Origin of the sequence: Paenibacillus sp. FSL L8-0158, from assembly GCF_038592965.1 — a bacterium.
Lineage (GTDB): Bacteria > Bacillota > Bacilli > Paenibacillales > Paenibacillaceae > Paenibacillus > Paenibacillus polymyxa_D.
Map to the genome: position 1 here is coordinate 3,708,435 of NZ_CP151949.1, position 17,822 is coordinate 3,726,256.

18 protein-coding genes, 1 tRNA gene and 3 pseudogenes are annotated in these 17,822 nt (G+C 46.3%); 7 read left to right on the forward strand and 15 right to left on the reverse strand.

Features of this window, described 5'->3' with window-relative positions; all coding sequences use genetic code 11:
• Nucleotides 1-643: 643 nt before the first annotated feature.
• Nucleotides 644-1,870, reverse strand: a complete 1,227-nt coding sequence (locus NSQ68_RS16270; protein WP_307346709.1) for a serine hydrolase domain-containing protein — start codon at nt 1,868-1,870, stop codon at nt 644-646.
• 302 nt (nt 1,871-2,172) lie between these two features.
• Here NSQ68_RS16270 and NSQ68_RS16275 point away from each other — a divergent pair, with 302 nt between their 5' ends.
• A complete protein-coding gene (locus tag NSQ68_RS16275) occupies nt 2,173-3,966 on the forward strand; it encodes a hybrid sensor histidine kinase/response regulator transcription factor (RefSeq protein WP_342426537.1) in 1,794 nt (597 codons plus the stop codon).
• A gap of 52 nt (nt 3,967-4,018) precedes the next feature.
• On the opposite strand, the pseudogene NSQ68_RS16280 reads toward NSQ68_RS16275, so the two are convergent.
• Nucleotides 4,019-4,288: pseudogene (locus NSQ68_RS16280) on the reverse strand (transposase); the annotation flags it as partial.
• 432 nt (nt 4,289-4,720) lie between these two features.
• Here NSQ68_RS16280 and NSQ68_RS16285 point away from each other — a divergent pair.
• Nucleotides 4,721-4,894: a hypothetical protein gene (locus NSQ68_RS16285; RefSeq protein WP_307346715.1), complete on the forward strand. Its 174-nt coding sequence runs from the start codon at nt 4,721-4,723 to the stop codon at nt 4,892-4,894.
• A gap of 253 nt (nt 4,895-5,147) precedes the next feature.
• On the opposite strand, the gene NSQ68_RS16290 is transcribed toward NSQ68_RS16285, so the two are convergent.
• From NSQ68_RS16290 to NSQ68_RS16325, 8 genes are all read right to left on the reverse strand, one after another.
• A complete protein-coding gene (locus tag NSQ68_RS16290; protein ID WP_342426538.1) occupies nt 5,148-5,594 on the reverse strand; it encodes a hypothetical protein in 447 nt (148 codons plus the stop codon).
• Nucleotides 5,595-5,611: 17 nt separating this feature from the next.
• Nucleotides 5,612-6,838 (reverse strand): MFS transporter, encoded by a 1,227-nt coding sequence (locus NSQ68_RS16295; RefSeq protein ID WP_342426539.1) that lies wholly within the window; start codon nt 6,836-6,838, stop codon nt 5,612-5,614.
• Nucleotides 6,835-7,968: a glycosyltransferase gene (locus tag NSQ68_RS16300; protein WP_342426540.1), complete on the reverse strand. Its 1,134-nt coding sequence runs from the start codon at nt 7,966-7,968 to the stop codon at nt 6,835-6,837. The genes NSQ68_RS16295 and NSQ68_RS16300 overlap by 4 nt, the downstream gene beginning before the upstream one ends.
• A 22-nt stretch (nt 7,969-7,990) precedes the next feature.
• The gene (locus NSQ68_RS16305) at nt 7,991-8,692 is read right to left on the reverse strand and encodes a polysaccharide deacetylase family protein (protein WP_307346722.1); all 702 of its coding nucleotides are present in this window, start codon (nt 8,690-8,692) and stop codon (nt 7,991-7,993) included.
• A 30-nt stretch (nt 8,693-8,722) separates the two neighbouring features.
• Complete coding sequence (locus tag NSQ68_RS16310) at nt 8,723-9,889, reverse strand: glycosyltransferase (protein WP_342426541.1); 1,167 nt, start codon at nt 9,887-9,889, stop codon at nt 8,723-8,725.
• Nucleotides 9,890-9,913: 24 nt separating this feature from the next.
• Complete coding sequence (locus NSQ68_RS16315; RefSeq protein ID WP_342426543.1) at nt 9,914-10,435, reverse strand: phosphatase PAP2 family protein; 522 nt, start codon at nt 10,433-10,435, stop codon at nt 9,914-9,916.
• Nucleotides 10,413-11,039, reverse strand: coding sequence for a VTT domain-containing protein (locus NSQ68_RS16320; protein ID WP_307347937.1), 627 nt, complete (start codon nt 11,037-11,039; stop codon nt 10,413-10,415). The genes NSQ68_RS16315 and NSQ68_RS16320 overlap by 23 nt, the downstream gene beginning before the upstream one ends.
• Before the next feature lie 149 nt (nt 11,040-11,188).
• Nucleotides 11,189-11,824, reverse strand: coding sequence for a polysaccharide deacetylase (locus NSQ68_RS16325; protein ID WP_307346729.1), 636 nt, complete (start codon nt 11,822-11,824; stop codon nt 11,189-11,191).
• A 969-nt stretch (nt 11,825-12,793) separates the two neighbouring features.
• On the opposite strand from NSQ68_RS16325, the pseudogene NSQ68_RS16330 reads away from it, so the two are divergent.
• A pseudogene (locus NSQ68_RS16330) lies at nt 12,794-13,123 on the forward strand (LuxR C-terminal-related transcriptional regulator); the annotation flags it as partial.
• A gap of 192 nt (nt 13,124-13,315) precedes the next feature.
• Here the strand turns inward: NSQ68_RS16330 and NSQ68_RS16335 are convergent.
• Both NSQ68_RS16335 and NSQ68_RS16340 read right to left on the reverse strand, forming a co-directional pair.
• Nucleotides 13,316-13,655, reverse strand: a pseudogene (locus NSQ68_RS16335) (cupin domain-containing protein).
• Between the two features lie 741 nt (nt 13,656-14,396).
• A tRNA-Leu gene (locus tag NSQ68_RS16340) sits at nt 14,397-14,482 on the reverse strand.
• A gap of 246 nt (nt 14,483-14,728) precedes the next feature.
• Between NSQ68_RS16340 and NSQ68_RS16345 the strand changes: the two genes are divergently transcribed.
• The gene (locus tag NSQ68_RS16345) at nt 14,729-14,887 is read left to right on the forward strand and encodes a hypothetical protein (RefSeq protein ID WP_013311032.1); all 159 of its coding nucleotides are present in this window, start codon (nt 14,729-14,731) and stop codon (nt 14,885-14,887) included.
• Between the two features lie 130 nt (nt 14,888-15,017).
• A complete protein-coding gene (locus NSQ68_RS16350; RefSeq protein WP_342426544.1) occupies nt 15,018-15,206 on the forward strand; it encodes a hypothetical protein in 189 nt (62 codons plus the stop codon).
• A gap of 75 nt (nt 15,207-15,281) precedes the next feature.
• Here the strand turns inward: NSQ68_RS16350 and NSQ68_RS16355 are convergent, their stop codons facing one another.
• The 3 genes from NSQ68_RS16355 to NSQ68_RS16365 all read right to left on the reverse strand — a co-directional run bounded on the left by NSQ68_RS16355 (nt 15,282) and on the right by NSQ68_RS16365 (nt 16,091).
• Entirely contained in the window at nt 15,282-15,434 is a 153-nt protein-coding gene (locus tag NSQ68_RS16355; protein ID WP_165149143.1) for a hypothetical protein, read from the reverse strand.
• Nucleotides 15,435-15,529: 95 nt separating this feature from the next.
• Nucleotides 15,530-15,856 (reverse strand): YnfA family protein, encoded by a 327-nt coding sequence (locus NSQ68_RS16360; RefSeq protein ID WP_023989398.1) that lies wholly within the window; start codon nt 15,854-15,856, stop codon nt 15,530-15,532.
• A gap of 52 nt (nt 15,857-15,908) precedes the next feature.
• Nucleotides 15,909-16,091, reverse strand: a complete 183-nt coding sequence (locus tag NSQ68_RS16365; protein WP_307346747.1) for a hypothetical protein — start codon at nt 16,089-16,091, stop codon at nt 15,909-15,911.
• A 353-nt stretch (nt 16,092-16,444) separates the two neighbouring features.
• Between NSQ68_RS16365 and NSQ68_RS16370 the strand changes: the two genes are divergently transcribed.
• On the forward strand, nt 16,445-16,723 hold the full coding sequence (locus NSQ68_RS16370; RefSeq protein WP_307346749.1) for a hypothetical protein: 279 nt from the start codon (nt 16,445-16,447) through the stop codon (nt 16,721-16,723).
• 31 nt (nt 16,724-16,754) lie between these two features.
• A complete protein-coding gene (locus NSQ68_RS16375; RefSeq protein ID WP_029517710.1) occupies nt 16,755-17,786 on the forward strand; it encodes a glycosyl hydrolase in 1,032 nt (343 codons plus the stop codon).
• Nucleotides 17,787-17,822 lie beyond the last annotated feature (36 nt).

Sequence of the window (17,822 nt, forward strand, 5' to 3'; positions counted from 1 at the left end):
TTTAATTTGTTCCTGAATAAAGTGTAAATCCTTTCTACTCCGTACCTACTACGGATTTACATAGTTCCTACTATCAGCAGAACCGAAGTATTAGACTGAGTGTTTTTATTCCATGCGCCCTTTCGAATTGTCGTACCGCTAGGCTCCATAAAATAATTTTTAGACGGACTTAGAAATTGGAACAGCGACAGCTAAGGACGAGAAGATAAAGTCCTAGACTGTCGCTGTTCCATTGAACTAACGTATCCCGTTAGCGGAATAACATATACGAAATTCTGATATTTTTGTGCAACAGTCTTAATGTTTGATTTTCCTTGAAGTCTTTTTTAAGAAGAAATTGTAGGCTGGTGCAATGTGTAGGTTAGTAATATTACTTATTCTCTATATTGAATTTGTGTCTAACCTATTTTACCGATTTCGGCGGTAAACCATCTGTTGGCGGGAGTGGTAAAGAAGTCGATAGTAGAGTTTGACCGACCGAATATAAAATACGCCGTCATTATGCCCCTCGTGCATCTTATCTATTTTGATGTCGTTTTATTCTGAATGCGGACATATGTGTCTCGATTGCATGAAACGACGGTTAATCACAGCAGAAACCGACATCCGCCCTCAAATAAAGGACGCGATGTCGGCTTTAAACTTAACGGCCAAACTCCTTATTGATTATTTTATTGTGAGCCGGCTCCACTTCCGGAGCTACCGAGTTGATGCACGTTACCAAAATATGCCGCCCGCCTAGAGATCCGAAGGCTCTCGATTCAAATCCGAAAGTACCGCCGGCATGCCCCCAGTATGATTGCCCGTCAGCTGTTTTTATTTCATAAATCCCTAGTCCGACTTTACCTATAGGTGAATCTACTGTCGTGAGCATCTGGTTCATTATCTCTTGATTTAGAAGCTTTCCGCCCAACAGCGAACTGAAGAAGGTGGTCAAATCTTTAGTTGTTGAGACTATATCTCCAGCTGCATTTGCCCATGATTGATTCATTTCTGTTAAATCATACAAATGACCCGATCTATCCATATTATATCCTGTGGCATGCTTACCTGGAATATCGTGACTATTTTCCATTACAAATGTCCCTGTCATACCGAGCGGTTCGATCAACCGTTTCCTGATCTGCTCCGCATACGTCTCTCCTGTTACCTTCTGAATAATTTGAGCGGCTAGTATAGTATTCATGTTCGAATAATTCCAGCCCTTCCCTGGCGCATATACAGGCGGCTTTGCTAGTCCCATGCTGATAAGCTCGTCGGACGAATAGTAACGGAATGGATTTTGAGGCAAGGTAATATCTCGAAAATCAAGATCAGTATAGCTCGCAAGCCCGCTTGTATGGTTCAATAACTGACGAATCGTAATTTTGTTGCCGTCATACCCATTACCCTTTATGACCCCTGGCAGCCATTTTTCGACCGAATCATCCAGGTTCAATTTTTTCTCCTGAGCCAACTGCAATACAACGGTAGCAGTGAATGTCTTCGTGATGCTTCCAATACGGAATGAAAAATCCGGCTCCACCGGGCGTGGTACTTCGAAACTGGCTGTACCCGTAGCGTAGGACCAGCGTTCCCCATCCTGTAGCCCGCCTGCCACGACACTTGGAACTCTTTTGTTGGTAACTACTTGATCCATGACGCGTTTGACTTCTTCCCGATGCTTTCTTTTCTTTTCTTTCTCGTTGAGTTCTTTTTTGGGTTCTTTTGCGAGTTCCGGCGATAAAATATTGTCGGTATTGGCAGCTTTATCGATAGCTTGATAAGTTTCCGTCTGACCCTCTGCGTGGACAGTTCCATAAGCCACTGTACCCGCCAATATAGCTATTAAAGTAAGTGCAACTCCTTTTCGAATGGTGAATGATTTCATAACGCATCGCTCCTATTATTTTTGAATGTTGTTCTGCTTTACCCCCTCACCTTACCTCCGATATTGTTAAATCGAACAGTGATAAAACCGTCAAGCTTTTGATGACATCGTACTTGGACCTGTCACATATACCGCATGACAAACTGTCAACTGTCTTTTATGACGTGCTTGCTAAGCTACGTTCTAACCGCCGCTGTTACCCCACCCTGTTTCGCTTGACGGATCGGGAAGTTATATTGCATGATAGGTCTGAATCATTCGGAAATTGGTTGCAAAAAAATATAAGAAGGTGTGCGTAATTCGTGTTCTCGATAATGAAAAAAAGGGTCTGGTATGATTGGATACTTGTGGCCATACGAACGCTTTGGCTGATCATTATCGCAAGCGCTGGTTTTGTCGATCCGTCATTGACCGTTGTGTCGCTTTGGGCTGTACTTTCTCTTGCTTTCGTCGTTTATCTCGTTCCATTAATCATCCTCTATAGGAAAGAAGACTGGTATCTCACAATCGAAGTCACGGTAACGGGCTTTTTTTATCTTTATTTAGCCTACGCAGCCCCGGGATTGCTCTGGTCTTTTGTTTTACTCGTGATAACTATCGGCTTGATGAGCAGTCGAAGAACCTATGTGTGGACAGGTATCCTTAGCGGAATCGTATTCCCGGTATTGAACGGTTGGATTGCTGATCGTCTCCCGTATGAGTTTATCGTTAGCTGCAGCCTTGGTTTTGCCATCGGCTTCGCGTTTAATATTTTAATTCAGTCCCATAAGCAAGCCCGAATTATTCAAGAGCAAAAGCTGTTGCTGGAGCAGCATATTAAGCGGATTGAGGAACTTACGCTGATGGAGGAGCGCAGCCGGCTGTCACATGAGCTGAATGACACGATTGGCCATACGCTTACCTCGCTCATCGTCGGCGTCGAATCACTGCGATCGTCCGTACCAGATGCGCAAATAGAGAGGATCAATTCGCTTGTCGGAATCGCCCAACACAGTCTGGTTGATATCCGAAAGCATCTGCATCAGCTCTCTCATACTCCGTTGAACCATTCGTTAAGTGAATCGCTGCGGCAATTAACTGAAGATTTTATGAAGTCAACAGGTATAACGGTCAAATTCCGTGTGATCGGCAGTGAGACTCTTGTTATGCAAAAAATAAACAATTGTTTATATCGTTGCCTTCAAGAGTCTCTAACCAACGTGGTTCGGCACGGCAAGGCGAGCATGATATCCGTTCAGTTACATTTCAATAGTCAGCAGCTTCGATTACAGATCGAAGATAACGGCATCGGAATGGAACAAATCCAATTTGGATCTGGGCTCAATGGAATGAAGGAACGACTTGAACTATTTCACGGCACGGTGTCCGTGCATTCCGAGTCAGGACAAGGTACTTTCGTCATATGTGATATTCCGTTGCAAACAGAGCCTGTACATGGTGCAATCCGCCTGCTGATCGTTGATGACCAGGTGATCATTACCGACAGCTTGAAGCAAGTTTTGGATCAGCATGCTGATTTTAACGTCGTTGGTACAGCCAGGGACGGGCGCGAAGCATTAGAACATTGTGATCGCTCCCAACCAGATATCGTGCTAATGGATATTCATATGCAGGGAATGGGCGGGATTGAAGCTTTAGTTGAGATGAAACAACGATGGCCTGATATGAAGGTTGTATTCATGACAACGTTTAAGGATTCCTTGCAGGCAGCAACTGCATTGGAGCGCGGGGCAGAAGGCTACATGCTGAAGTCGATTCATCCGCGGGAGATGAAGGAAGCCTTAAAACTTATTTATAATGGAGGAACCTGGATCGACCAATCGGTCGCTACGCGAGTTTTCGAAGAGATGAAGCGTCAACGTGAGCAGTTGGAGAAAATCGGTTCAAGTCAGGGAAACTACCCGTACGGGCTTACGAAACGCGAGATGGAGATTCTAGAGCATCTGTCGAGCGGTCTGCGCTACAAATCGATTGCCGCCAAGCTATTTTTATCGGAGGGAACGATCCGCAATTACTGCTCGATTCTCTACTCGAAACTCGGCGTCAACAACCGTGAAGAAGCATTAGAAATGGCGCGAATGAAGAATATCGTGTAGCTGGAGAATTTCCCGATGGTACTCACGATATAGGGGTCACGTGCTGTTCTTTCAAAAAATAGGCCAGGTTCAACCAGTAGTGGTCGGTCGGTTCCATGCCAACGATGATGTCCTAGAACCCTTGCTCCGTCGCAATCTTTCTGAACCAGCTAACGAACAATTCAAAGCCTTCACGGTCGTTTTCAAACGTAATGGCCTTCCCGAACTCGACTCCGCGGTAGTCTTGTGCCCGGGCGACATGTTTGAATTTAGCGATGTCTACACCGATAATTAAGGTAGAAGAAGTGATTTGATTAATACGTTCATTTTGAGTAGAATTCATCTTGTAGTCTCCTTGGTTTGTTTTTGGATCCAGTCGCTGGCCAGCATCGTGGACCCATTTACATCATACCAAGGAGTCTTTTTCATTCTGAAACCTCTTATTTCGACATAATAGGAATGCTGCCCATTCTTAACCACATTAGACTAAATACAGGTCATGTTCGCCGGACCTGTCTGGGCGAGGTGAACCAGAAACTTTATGCGATCTTGAAACGAGTTTGGAAAGACTCCTTAGACCCTGAAGGGGTGAAGCCGGAGGGATATCGATTCAAGAGTTTTCAAACCAAGTTGGCCACAGTCGGAAAACCTTCAGTCACTGGGAGCCGGATACGGTCGTTTTCAGCCGAGGAAAGAGTAAGCTTGCGTCGACAAAACGTGGAGGCAAAAACACGTTTTTACCAAGTGATTAAATGACGATCGCACGGCATTATCGATGAAGATCGCGTTTGGCTTACTGGCGGCTCAGTATCCGATGTCTGCGATTCGGAGCGCGACCGTGGGCGAGGGAAAGAATTCGCCTGTCACAGAGAGTTGGAACGACCGTAGGGAGTGGGTGTCTATTTCGCCGACCCGTACTCATCCTGGCAACGAGAATGCCAAGTCTTGAGCGTGAATTCATCTCAAAGGGTCATAACTTCGCTCAGGTGAAAGATGCTGATCTGGAACAGGCTCTCGCCCTGATTAACAACCGCCCCCGAAAAACTTAAGATGGAAGTCCTCTCACGAATCGTTTCAGGAGGAACTGTACTTGTCTTGACAATCCGTCTATTAAAAAAGGTGAAAGAAAACCATCATTTCACTGGTTTTCTTTCACCTTTTACGATTTAAAGCTTTTTCAGTAGCTTATATAATGACTCTAATTATTCAAACCGTAAATTTCCATCAGTTATTATAAATCCAAATGTTTTATTTAAGGCTTGTAACTCACTTTCATGAACTTTCGTTATTTTGATTATCTTATTGTTATCGTCTCTAATCACTTTGAAATTGGATTTACCTTTAGCATCATAGTAAAAATTATTTGATCTACCTTCATTTTTTATATCCTTATCAACAAACAATCTGACTTGCTTGTCATGGAAGAGAAATTTGTCCTCTTTCTTATCATAAGTTAGACCATAGGCAATGTAATCCTTTAAAGAATCGTAATTAAAATCGACACCTTCACCAGCCTCTTGTGCTGAGGTAGATGAACTGAGGCTTGTATCGTGATGATTTTCGATGGCTTGGATTTCAGGTGTACTCGGTGGAATGGGGAGCTCGATGAAGTCCAGCAAGCAAGCCGATGAGCAAGACCAGGTATCCATATTCGTGAAACAATTATTCAACTAACTCGATCAGGTCCATGAGCATTCTCCCTCTTGTGCTGCAAAGTCCCGCTAGCCGAGACCAGCTTGTTTTGCGGCAAAATCAAATAAAAAAGTGCAAGAACCGCCAGTAAAGCAGCGCTGATGCTAATGGCAGCGGCATTCGTATACTGGCTGGCTATCCATCCCCCGATGACCGGGCCAATCATAATACCGAGCCCTTCAATCCCGGAGAGTACTCCCCACCCGGTCCCCTTCTGATCCTCCGGAACAAGGTACGACAGCACCGCATTCCAGGCCGGAAGCACGGCTGAGTAAGAGAATCCCAGCATAAAGGCAAACAGCATCGTTAATGCAGGCGGCGGCATGGATACGACTAACAGAGCCAATACGGCCGTAAGCGATACGAAACCGGTGACCAGCATTTGCTTGTGCCCCCATCGATCGGCCAGCTTTCCCATCGGGACAAGAAACAGCATCGCGCCAGCCCCGCCTAATATGAGCATTAGCGAATATTGCGGCTGGCTCAGACCGAGATGGTCAGCGGCAAAACCGGGCAGTATCGGCAGCAGCAGTCCCGCAGCGGTCATCTGCAGGACCATGCCTGGCAGCAGCCATTTCAGCTGAACGAGCCTTCTTCGCAGTCCTGCCGCTTGTTCGGAAAAGCTGACGTTCTGGAGATGCAAGGGGGTTGTTCTGTTAATCCCGAACGATGCGATGCAGCCGACGGCGAGCAGCGCAACCATCAGCCGGAAGGCAGGTTCGAAGCCATAATCGAAGGTGAGATTGATTGTGACCGGCCCCAGACCGATGCAGGCCAGCCACACGGTGTATATCGCCCCCATCTGGGCTGCCCGCTCCGTCAGCCGGACTTTCTCCAGACAAATGAGCCATATAGGCGACGCCCCCATCCCAAGCATCACGGAACCGGCAACCAGCCCCCAGGCATACGGACTAAAGAACACGGCGGCTAGTCCGGACAGCATCAGGACGAAAGTGGCGGGCAGCAGCCAGCGCAGCGAAAACCTGTCCAGCAAATATCCAGCCACACATTTAATCAGCGTATCGGCTGTATAATGAAGCGAGACGGCAAGACCGACCAAAGCAACGGTTTGCCCCGACTCGTTGACGGCAAAGTTCGGCAGGAACGAGAACAAGAAAGCGCTTCGGACAAACTCTGTGCAAAAAAGCACCGTGAACAGCGTCAGAGTAGAAAGCTTGAACGCGCTCCTCCCGCTCATCATATTCCACTCCTTCTTAAGGGACTTGCCTCAGGAAACAAATGCCGGACAATATGGTCCGCAGCCGCTTTCTGCCTTGCTGCGAGCAACCCGTTCATCATCGACTGCTTGATCTGCTCAGAGGAGATCATCGCTTGTATCTGCAACACCAGATCATGAATCGTGAAGGCCACGACTGCCGCTCCTTTGCGCTGCAAATACAGGGCATTTTCCTTCTCCTGCCCCAGAAACGGATTTAGGATGAAAATCGGAACCCCGGCCTGAATCGTCTCGGATAGTGTAACGCCTCCCGCTTTCGTGACTACGCAGCAGGCGCTGCTCATCAGAACATGCAATTGATCGGTGAAGCCGAATACATCCACTCTTGCATCATCCGCCCAGCTCTCCGCAAGCCTCCGTCTCCATCCTTCCTGCCGGCCGCAAATCACTTGAATGCGGACGCCTGACAAGAGCAGCAGCTTCCCGATGAGCCTCGATAGCGAATGCAATGTGCCGCAGACGTTAGCCATAATCAGAATCACATGCTCATCTGCTTCTTTAACGGAGCCGGGACCACTCATTGCCGCATCATGAAATGACTCCCTGACCGGAATTCCGGTCACGGTAATACGACTGTCGGGGACGCCCTGCCTGACCATGGCCTCTTTCACGTCGCTGGCAGGGACAAAATAATGATCCGGCTTGGCGAACAGCCATCTTCGGTGAACGTCAAAGTCCGTTATGACAACAGCAGTCCGGGGACGGATCGCAGATAATGCCTCGCTGCTTGGCAAGCTGCCGAACGGGAATGTATAAATGATGACTTCCGGCTGGTACTGGAGGATGATTTTCTTGAGCCTGTCGCCGCCAAGACTGTTCATCCAGGCTGCGATCTTTCCCTTCATGGGAAGCTGGTTGGTCAGATGGTAGGTCCATCCGTAATAGGGAATGCCCAGGCTGGCTGCATACAGGCTTTGCCGGTACAGATAGCGGATTATTTTGTTCAGCACAGGATAAGCTTCCCGGAACAAGTCGACAACCGCCACCTGGCTATAACCATTGCGGATCAAGCTTTGCTGCAACACCTTGGACACCTGATGATGACCTTCTCCGTAATCGGCCGTTAAAATTAAAATTTGCGGTTCCTGTTTCACTATTGTCACCTCATTTCCTTTGTCAAGCCATTTCATCCAGACGAACGAATTGCAAGTTGCGTCCCTGTAATTGATGCAGTACTTCCTCCAGAGCCCGAAGCATAAAATATGGCGCGTGACGGTCCGCTCCCGGCGAATCTCCGCTGTCATGCAGCAAAATAACAGATCCGTCCGTAATTCCGTTCAGCAGCGTTGCCTTCAGCTTCTTGCGGCAGCTTCTGCTGCGCCAGTCCCCCGCCTTCAAGGACCAGAGTACGATGCGGTACGATTTGGGATGAAAAAAATCGAAAGCGTTCATAAGTCCCCACGGCGGGCGATAGTGATCCGGCCTTTTTCCAATTATGGATTCAATAATATCTGCGGTCCGTTTCATATGATCACGCCGCACCGTCCAGGGAAGCATCAACCAATTGGAGATGTGATTGTAATTGTGGATTCCAATCTGATGACCTTCACGATCCATTCTTCTAATCAGATCCGGGTGAAGTTCCGCTTGTGAGCCAAGCACGAAGAATGTGGCCTTCACTTGATAATCTTGCAATAAATCCAATAATTCCGGTGTATACCTCGGATGCGGCCCATCGTCGAACGTGAACGCTACCTGGTTCTTGGTCGTTCCCTTACGAAAGGCTCCAAACCTGATCATTCGCGGCAGAAAACTGGGAATTAGCATATACAGACTGATGAAGCCTATGAGCCCAATCAACAAATATTTAACAAGCAACGTCTTTATCCCCCTTAGTGAAAATTAAGCTTAAGCATACTGCTGCAAGGAGCTAACCCATTTTTCTTCCTGTGTATCGCTCTGCATGCTCAGAATTTGCATGACCGCATGTCTGGCGGAATCCTGCTGTCTGCACAACCCTGTCTTCTCCCTCATTTTTTCCAATAGGGAAGGCTGTTGAACCAGCCGCTGAAGCTGATCCTGCAAATTGTCAATCTGACATAGATACGCTACTCCCGCTTGAATCAAATAATCGGCATTATCCTTTTCCTGCCCCAACCGTGGCTCCAGCAGCAGCATGGGGAGCTGAAGCGCCAGCGCTTCGGAGGTCGTCAGTCCGCCCGGCTTGGTAATCAATACGTCTGCGGACGCCATCCATTCATGGATTCCCTCCAGGAAGCCTGTCAGTATGACGTTATCCCTGTCCCCCAACGCTTCACGCAGGCGGTACAGCAGCTTCACATTGCGTCCGCATACGATGACAAATTGTACGTTAGGGGGAAAAGAGTCAGATTGCATTTGCTCGATGAAGGATTTATCGATAATCCCGCAGCCGCCGCCCATCACCAGCACGACAAAGGCGTCAAGAGCCAAGGCCAGCTTCTCGCGCAGCCGGTCTTTACTGTCATGCTGACTGTAGGATGGGCGAACAGGGATGCCCGTTACAGCGATTTTGTGGTCAGCAACACCTTTTCTCTGCAGAGCTGCACGCACGCCTTCGGAGCCAACCAGATACAGATCCGTAGACGGATGTATCCAATAGCTGTGATCGGAATGGTCGGTAATAACCGTTGCCGCAGGCAGATCCGTCATCCCTTTTTCCTTAAGCAAGGAAATGGCGGCTGATGCCAGCGGGAACGTGCTGACAATCAACGTCGGCTGTTCCTCATTCAGAAGTTTGAGCAGCCGCTGCAGGCTGGTCGTGAGAAAATGCTTCAGGAAGAAAGTAAGTGTACTGTCCGTCCGGGTCTTCTGATACATATATCCGTATGAGGAAGGAAAATGCTTCACCCATTGCAGGAAGCAATACCGTTCAACCACATGCATGCGGGGATGGATCCATTGCATGAAGTCGACCACCTCTACTCCCTGTTTGTACAGCACCGATGCCTCTAAAATCGCCTTGGCCGCCTGCATATGTCCATCCCCGAGCGCGCCGGACAGAATCAGCAGCTTTTCCCGTTTCATGCTATTCATCAACAATCGCCTCCCTCGTGAAATTTAACTATGCATGAACAAAACAACCAGCACCGCCGTTAGGAATCCGACCATCCCACCAGCCACACAATCGATCGGATAGTGATAGCCCCAATAAACCCGGGATATGGCCACCAACAAGGCCAGACCAATCAAGACAAGCATAATTGCCGGCGATGAGGCCAACATAAAAGGTGTAACCAGGGCGAAAATAGCGGTAGTATGGCCGGATGGGAAGGAATAATCCTTCAACGGGAATTTGCCTACCTTCACCTGCTCCAGCTTGCGGAAAGGCCGGTCTCTGCGCACCTTTCTCTTGATCAGGACAGCAATGATATGGCTAACGGCCAGTGCGATCAAGCTTTGCAGCCCGATTCTGCTGAACTCCCCCTCGGCGAACCATGCCAAGGACACTGCGCAAATGATGGTAAACAAAGCTCCGCCCAAATGGGTAATCCATCCGAACAATCGGTCCATTGCCCGACTGCTCAGCCGCTGGTTGCACCAGAAGAACATCGTTTGATCAATTTGTCTTATCCACTGCATCCTGTTTTCCGCCTCCATTCCCTGTTTTTTCGATCGGTTGATGTTCATCCCTTATCTTCCTCCGCTCGCACAGCTTCCGTATCAAGAACCATATTGCCGCAATCGCTACACCAACTCCCACCAGCGTAATCGTGAGAACTTGGTTCACCATATTCTCTGCCGCGCGTCCATATATATAGAAGAGAAAACCGACTACATAAAACTTCACCGCCCGGCCAATGGCCGCATAGCTGAGCAGCTTCCATAACGGATAATTCATGTATCCGGATAAAATCGTAAATATTTTAAACGGGATCGGAGTGAACGATCCGATCAGGATTGCGGCCTCGCCGCGGCGGGCAAATAAGTCGCTTGCCGAATCCAGCCATTTTTTCTTCATTACACCGCCCATAACATGCTTTCCCGACACCTTGCCGATCCCATAACCGATCGGTGTTCCAAGCAGACTTCCTGCAAAGCCAACCGTAGCGAGCCATAAAGCCGACTCCGGTTGCACCGCGCTTAAAGAAAGCTGCAGGAAGAACGCCGGGATGGGGAAAATAATCGCATCAAGCATAGCGTGAATGAAAAGTCCCGTCGCTCCGAAGTTCTGTAAAAATTCCATAATTTTATCCATGAATGCCTATCCCGCCTTTGTTACAGAGCATGACGAAAAATAGGTTGCCTCCGGGCGGTATGGGTTTCCACTCGCTGTGTTCCAACTCCATACCGCCCTCCAGGAACTTACTCACCACGCTCTTAGTTTCTTTTGTTTTAATTAATTGGAGCTTGATTTGGGTAGACATAACTCTCCTTTGAAACGGACTGCCTCTTCACCGTCATAAATCGGTTCCTCAGCGAGCTGCGGGAGTGAATCAGCATCATCGGTATCAATTTTTCGGTCTTGCGGCCAATCCGCTTCTTGCCTTCAGGGTGCATAACGGATAACAATAATCGTAGATATGCCGTTGTAATGCGTTGGAACAGATCGGACTTCATCGGTTGTTGTTCGAAACCAAGACCATGTATCAAACCACGATGAAGCAGCGTAATGCCGACTAACGCCTTCACCTCTCTGAACTCCGGCTGACTTGCGAATGCCTCGCTGATCTGCTGCATGGATTTCCGTGTAAGCCGGGCCGTCATGAGCGCCGCGCGGTCTGAGTCTTCGGATTTGATCAGCGTCAGAATCGTTTCATTATTGAGATGGAGTTCCCCGACCAGATCGCCTTTATCGATGATGGTGGAGTCCGCACAGACGATACTCTCCCCTCGGTGTTTCTTAATCATGACTTTGCAAATTCCAAAGTGCGATGTATGCGAGCCGCGAAAGCGTGAAATCCAATCGAACCCTCTTTCCCACACCATCCAGGCCGCCTGCATTGAAGATTTGCGTAAACGAAGCAACATTGATCCAACCATCCCTCATTCTTATTTTAATCGACGAATTTTATTGAAATTGTCAAACTGAAATAATATTTCTATGTGAATTCCTTATTTCTGTTAACTTTATGATAGAGGATTTAACCAAAAGAGCATACGGGCTGAGGTACTGGTTGGTGGCCCGTCTTGAGACGGGGCCTTCACTCAATTTGATGCACATCGCTGATCGCTCAAGTTTAATTTGATATATAAGTGCGACCAAAAATAATTTCGTTACATGCTAGTTAAGATTCATTTGCACTCCTAACAATCCAACAGGTAATACCGATAGGATGGCTTCTCCTTCTAAAAAGTCCGGATGATCCGAATCACATCGGTACGATGCTGATCGGGAACCTTCAATTAAAGCAGTGTGCAGCGCGTGCCGAAGGGGCGATTTCTCTTCTTAATTTTCTCTGATTATCCATGGTTCCTCCTAAGGTCACCGCTCCCGCATTTTTTTGATTGGATTACAAGTCAAATAACTTTGATTCGTCTCCTGCCTCAAGGGCGTATTTAGATCGTCCGTCTCCTGGTAAACAACCAACCACCTGTCAGAAATATACAGCTGAATAAGAACGTGAGTCCAAATCCCTGAAGTAGCGAATCGTTAAAGAGCAGCGTTAGGAATCCGTCTCCAATATAGCTATTATAGTAAGTGCAACTCCTTTTCGAATGGTGAATGATTTCATAACGCAATCGCTCCTATTATTTTTGAATGTTGTTCTGCTTTACCCCCTCACCTTACCTCCGATATTGTTAAATCGAACAGTGATAAAACCGCCAAGCTTTTGATGACATCATACTTGGACCTGTCACATATACCGCATGACAAACTGTCAACTGTCTTTTATGACGTGCTTGCTAAGCTACGTTCTAACCGCTGTTACCCCACCCTCTTTCGCTCGGCGGATCGGGAAGTTATATTGCATGATAGGTCTGAATCATTCGGAAATTGAGATGAAGGAAGCCTTGAAACTTATTTATAATGGAGCAACCTGGATCGGCCAATCGGTCGCTACGCGAGTTTTCGAAGAGATGAAGCGTCAACGTGAGCAGTTGGAGAAAATCGGTTCAAGTCAGGGAAACTACCCATACGGGCTTACGAAACGCAAGATGGAGATTCTGGAGCATCTGTCGAGCGGACTGCGCTACAAATCGATTGCCGCCAAGCTATTTTTATCGGAGAGAACGATCCGCAATTACTGCTCGATTCTCTACTCGAAACTCGGCATCAACAACCGCGAAGAAGCAATAGAAATGGCGCGAATGAAGAATATCGTGTAGCTGGAGAATTTCCCCATGGTACTCACGATATAGGGGTCACCTCACGAAACGGAAAAAATCGTACGCTAAGCAATGGGTTGCAGAAAAAACCGGACCCTTACAGGGGAATCCGGTTCTCGTCATAGCAGCAAGTGAAGTTGAACTATCGTGTCCCGTTACTTTAACGATGTAATCGAACTGAAGCTAAACGCATTAGATCCAAATATCATTGACTGCTGTTAATTCTGACTCAGTCTCGCCAGTGTTTACTACGCACCTGGGCTCTACCAACATGATATGACACTCTGGTTAGCGAAAGTTTTGTGTTCGACACCCTTGGTACAATAACATCTCTCCTTGGGAAATCTTTACTTGGCCATCGCGGAAATCAATGAACATCTCCCCTTCGAGCACAATAAACACCTCGTCGGTACCTTGATGATCGTGCCATACAAAATCCCCATCTATCTTGACCAATTTAAATTGATAGTCGTTCATTTCACCAATGACTTTCAGAGACCAATGTATTGATCTTAGATAATTTCTCATTCAGACTATTACTTTATTTTTCAGTCTAGAACTTTAGAAACCTACAATAAAGACCGCAAAGGCTTAAGCCCTTACGGTCTAATTTACTTCTGGCATCCTGAGTCCAATTTCACCTTCCTTGTTTCGTCCCCGTCCATAGTCGATGGTGACAAAATCCAGTGTTCGGTTGACAGCACCGAAAATGGCCAGGCGGACATTACAGATACCAAGAATGAAGCATCTAACGATTATGTAGATATGCCGCATTGGTATATGGAGGAACTGGCCGTCCATGTTAAAGGCATGCGTAAACTAAGGTTTGAGGCAAAGGCAAATGGGACATGGAAAGGCGGGGATCACAACTTTGTTTTTCACTCAGGTACAGGGCAACCCTATTACCATACAACGCCGTCTCAGCAGTGGAAAAACTGGTGTGAGCGGCACGGCTTCCGTAATGTATCACTTCATGGTCTCCGCCATACTAATGCAACGTATTTGCTTGGGCAGGGAGCATCTATCAAGGAGATTCAACATCGATTGCGACATTCCACATCTCAAGTGACTTCAAATACCTATGCTCACGTCACCAAGAAGCTTAGTCGTAAAGCAACAGCACATCTCGATGTCTTCGATCCAAAAGTTCGTCCCCAACCCGTCCTCAGGAGCGAAAAAGGCGCTCGCTCCCTGTGATATGGAAGTCATGATTTCAATCACTAAAAAATAAAAAATCCCTTGATAATCAAGGGATTCAATAGAAAAACAATAGTGCCGAGGACCGGGATCGAACCGGTACGGTAGTCACCTACCGCAGGATTTTAAGTCCTGTGCGTCTGCCAATTCCGCCACCCCGGCATAATCTTAGGAACGCTAGTCTTTACACTTACTTGTCTTACAAGTATCCGAGAAACACACATCTGATTAAGAAGTGTTCTCGTTATGTAAATGTCGTTCAATTGGGCACCAACATATAATACGATAATTTTTTCGGATTGTAAAGTGTTTTTTTTAAAAAATAATAAAATTTTCTTTTGTATAACTTATGCACATTTGAATTACACTAATAAATGTCTTTCCAAACTACCAGAAGGGGTGTTACGAATGCGTGAAGGTATGATTCCAGCGGTTCTTGGAACGGTAGTATCGGCTTCAGGCGCTGTGTTGCTGAGCAGTAAGTACAAACTTGCAGCTACAGGCATTCTCGGTTTCGGACTGGCTCATGTTGTTCTGGGAGCGATTGATCTGATTGAGCATCGCTAGTTGTTTGGGAAGTACCGGGCGGGATTTACTCCCCCCCGGTTTTATTTTTATCAACGTTTAGTCTGGAGTACAAACGTTTATGTAAAGTATAGAAGCTGAATGTACCTAATAAAAGGAGCTGTGATGTGCTATGAGAGATAATAACTCTGAAAAGAATCGTACTGACGATCAAATCGAACATAAACAATCCCTGGAGAAGCGCGAGCCAGGATTTAATCGCATTCCTGACGCCGATGCAGATACACCTGCTGCTACCGATATGATTGATCAAGCCATAGGTCGCGGGATAGACAAGTTACGTAACGATTTCACAAAATAAAGCATGGGTAATAGGACATAGGTTTAAAGTAGCCCTTAATGCATTTGTTTTGATATGTACAGTGATTTCGTAAAATCACTTAAAGATCAGCATGATCCAGCCAATGATCGAGATCCACAGCACGATGCTGATTAAAAGTCCACACATGATACCAAAAGAGAAATTACCTTCATTTTTTGGCATGGTACTGCCAAATTTCAATCTAAGCTTCATTTGATTCCAGTTCATAGAACCCCCTCCTTAAGTTCTATTTCGGAATATGAAGCTTGTTTTTGTAGACCTATAGTCATGTTTTTAAAAATAAAAAAGGGTTTTTCGTCCTATCATCCTGATCGTGGAAACAGAATTACAGCTATACCGACCAAACAAATCAATCCACCAATGAAATCGTACAAGTCGGGTGTCTTTTTATCAATCCACCAGCCCCATGCAATGGAAAGAACAATAAAGACACCACCGTATGCTGCATATACACGCCCAAAGGAGGAAAATACCTGAAAGGTAGCAATAATTCCATACACAGCTAAAATGACTCCGCCGCAAAGTCCGACATACCATGTCTTCCCTTCCCGCAGCCACTGCCAAATCAAATATCCTCCTCCAATTTCAGCGATGCCAGCCAATATAAAAAGTAAAGCTGCCTTTAGCACCATTTCACATCCCTAATTCTTCAAATTCTTTTTGATTTTTTTGGATATCTCATTAGAGCACTCGACCTAAAATGATAATCAATGCAATCACACCAACCAGAATCAGCAGGTTGCTGACCTGACGCCATAAGCTAGGCACTCCCTCGGAGTGAAGCTTCCGCTGATTGGCATCAAAGTTCGCTTTGGCTCCTTCAGCATCTGCCGATCTAAAGAATGGTCTGTTTTCTTCATTCATAAGAGCACCTCCTTTTCAATCCACTTTAATCATACCAAACTTTTCCGTCGATTTCGCGTTGCTTTTATGTATATACTTACCACATATTTCTGATTGCATCTTCATATATGTGAAGTGTATCCCCTTATGTCAATATTTCGCTGAATATAAAGTATGATGTCGAATCAAGGTAGAGTGGGTATTTAGACGTCTTTCATTGCAGGACGGTAGTTATGGTATAATTTAGTCAACTTGTTCAAGATCGTAACCAGCGCTCAATTGTTTACTCAACTTGCAATTAAATTCACATCCAAGAATCCACATTCCGGTTACAACCTGCATATTCTGTTTGTAAACCCAGGAGGAGGATACCGATGTCCCCAATCTTTATAGCAAGTTTAATGATAATGGGTATATTTTTATTTCAGGCAGCCATCGTTTTCGGCATCATACATTGGATTTCGAAACGCACTCAACGTCCAGCACAAACCAAAATGTATCTTACAATGGGTTTGCTCGTTGTAATTTTAGGCTTCCTTGTATGGGACAACTGGATACACTCACAGGAATTCAATGGATGGGCCATGATTAGTCTGCTGGTGATTATTATTAGTGCCTATATACAGCTTAGAAAGCAAAAAGAAAAATACTAATCCCATTACCATGCATCAAAGGAGGAGCGCCATGAAATCTCACTCAACACGCTTTTGGTTACAGAGGGTGCTACTGCTAATGCTTGTTTTACTCTTCAGCGGCTCTCAGCAATCGTTCATTGTTGCCGATGCCGCCCCGCCAATTAATGTTCAGGCCTCTGCCAAAGCCAAGCAATTACTTGCCTACCTATCTAATGTACCGGATGGTATGCTAATTTCCGGGCAGCATGATTACTTAGAGGCACCGGATGAACAAAATAACAAGCTTCAACAAATCAGCGGACAATACGCAGGACTTCACGGCTATGAGTTTGGAGGATTGGCTAATCAGTCCCTTACGGCCCTACGAGAGCAACGTCAGCATGTTGTGAATAGTGCTATCCAGTGGAGTCGGGGCGGCGGAATCGTAGCTGTTACCTTCCATCAGGCGCTACCGGGCAAACCCAAAACGTGGAAAAACGTACAAGCAAAAATTACTCAAGCTGAATTTAATCGTTACATCACGCCAGGTACCCCGCAATATAAACAACTGATCGCCGATCTGGATGAGGTGGCTCTGTCCCTTAAGACCTTACGAGACGCGGATGTACCTGTTTTATGGAGGCCCTATCATGAAATGAACGGCAACTGGTTTTGGTGGGGAGACAAGCAAAATTACGCTAAGTTATGGAATTTAATGTATGATCGATTCACTCATGTTCATCATCTGGATAACCTGTTGTGGGTGTGGAGTCCCAATGCCCCAAACGCATATAGCACTCCTTATGATCTTTCCTTCCCAGGTATTAACCGGGTAGATATTCTAGCAGCTGATATCTATAACAATGATTACAAATCCTCTTACTACACCGAATTACTAAAGCTTGCGCAGGGCAAGCCTATGGGAATCGGAGAAAGTAATATTCTGCCGAGTGCGAAGGTGCTGCAAAACCAGCCAGCCTGGGCCTATGCCATGACATGGGGTAAGGAACTGTCGGCAACCAATTCACAAGCAGCAATCAGACATTTTATGAACCAAAATAATATCATTACACGAGACCTTCTTCATGAATCTCTGGACTGAAAAAAAGCTTTCACTTCGCTCTAGGAGCAAAGTGAA

What these genes read in the sequence shown, in the direction of transcription:
- NSQ68_RS16270 (WP_307346709.1), bottom strand. Translation starts at nt 1,870, where the DNA reads ATGAAATCATTCACCATTCGAAAAGGAGTTGCACTTACTTTAATAGCT.
- NSQ68_RS16285 (WP_307346715.1), top strand. Translation starts at nt 4,721, where the DNA reads ATGAAGATCGCGTTTGGCTTACTGGCGGCTCAGTATCCGATGTCTGCG.
- NSQ68_RS16290 (WP_342426538.1), bottom strand. Translation starts at nt 5,594, where the DNA reads ATGGATACCTGGTCTTGCTCATCGGCTTGCTTGCTGGACTTCATCGAG.
- NSQ68_RS16295 (WP_342426539.1), bottom strand. Translation starts at nt 6,838, where the DNA reads ATGATGAGCGGGAGGAGCGCGTTCAAGCTTTCTACTCTGACGCTGTTC.
- NSQ68_RS16310 (WP_342426541.1), bottom strand. Translation starts at nt 9,889, where the DNA reads ATGAATAGCATGAAACGGGAAAAGCTGCTGATTCTGTCCGGCGCGCTC.
- NSQ68_RS16315 (WP_342426543.1), bottom strand. Translation starts at nt 10,435, where the DNA reads ATGCAGTGGATAAGACAAATTGATCAAACGATGTTCTTCTGGTGCAAC.
- NSQ68_RS16320 (WP_307347937.1), bottom strand. Translation starts at nt 11,039, where the DNA reads ATGGAATTTTTACAGAACTTCGGAGCGACGGGACTTTTCATTCACGCT.
- NSQ68_RS16325 (WP_307346729.1), bottom strand. Translation starts at nt 11,824, where the DNA reads ATGTTGCTTCGTTTACGCAAATCTTCAATGCAGGCGGCCTGGATGGTG.
- NSQ68_RS16345 (WP_013311032.1), top strand. Translation starts at nt 14,729, where the DNA reads ATGCGTGAAGGTATGATTCCAGCGGTTCTTGGAACGGTAGTATCGGCT.
- NSQ68_RS16350 (WP_342426544.1), top strand. Translation starts at nt 15,018, where the DNA reads ATGAGAGATAATAACTCTGAAAAGAATCGTACTGACGATCAAATCGAA.
- NSQ68_RS16355 (WP_165149143.1), bottom strand. Translation starts at nt 15,434, where the DNA reads ATGAACTGGAATCAAATGAAGCTTAGATTGAAATTTGGCAGTACCATG.
- NSQ68_RS16365 (WP_307346747.1), bottom strand. Translation starts at nt 16,091, where the DNA reads ATGAATGAAGAAAACAGACCATTCTTTAGATCGGCAGATGCTGAAGGA.
- NSQ68_RS16370 (WP_307346749.1), top strand. Translation starts at nt 16,445, where the DNA reads ATGTCCCCAATCTTTATAGCAAGTTTAATGATAATGGGTATATTTTTA.
- NSQ68_RS16375 (WP_029517710.1), top strand. Translation starts at nt 16,755, where the DNA reads ATGAAATCTCACTCAACACGCTTTTGGTTACAGAGGGTGCTACTGCTA.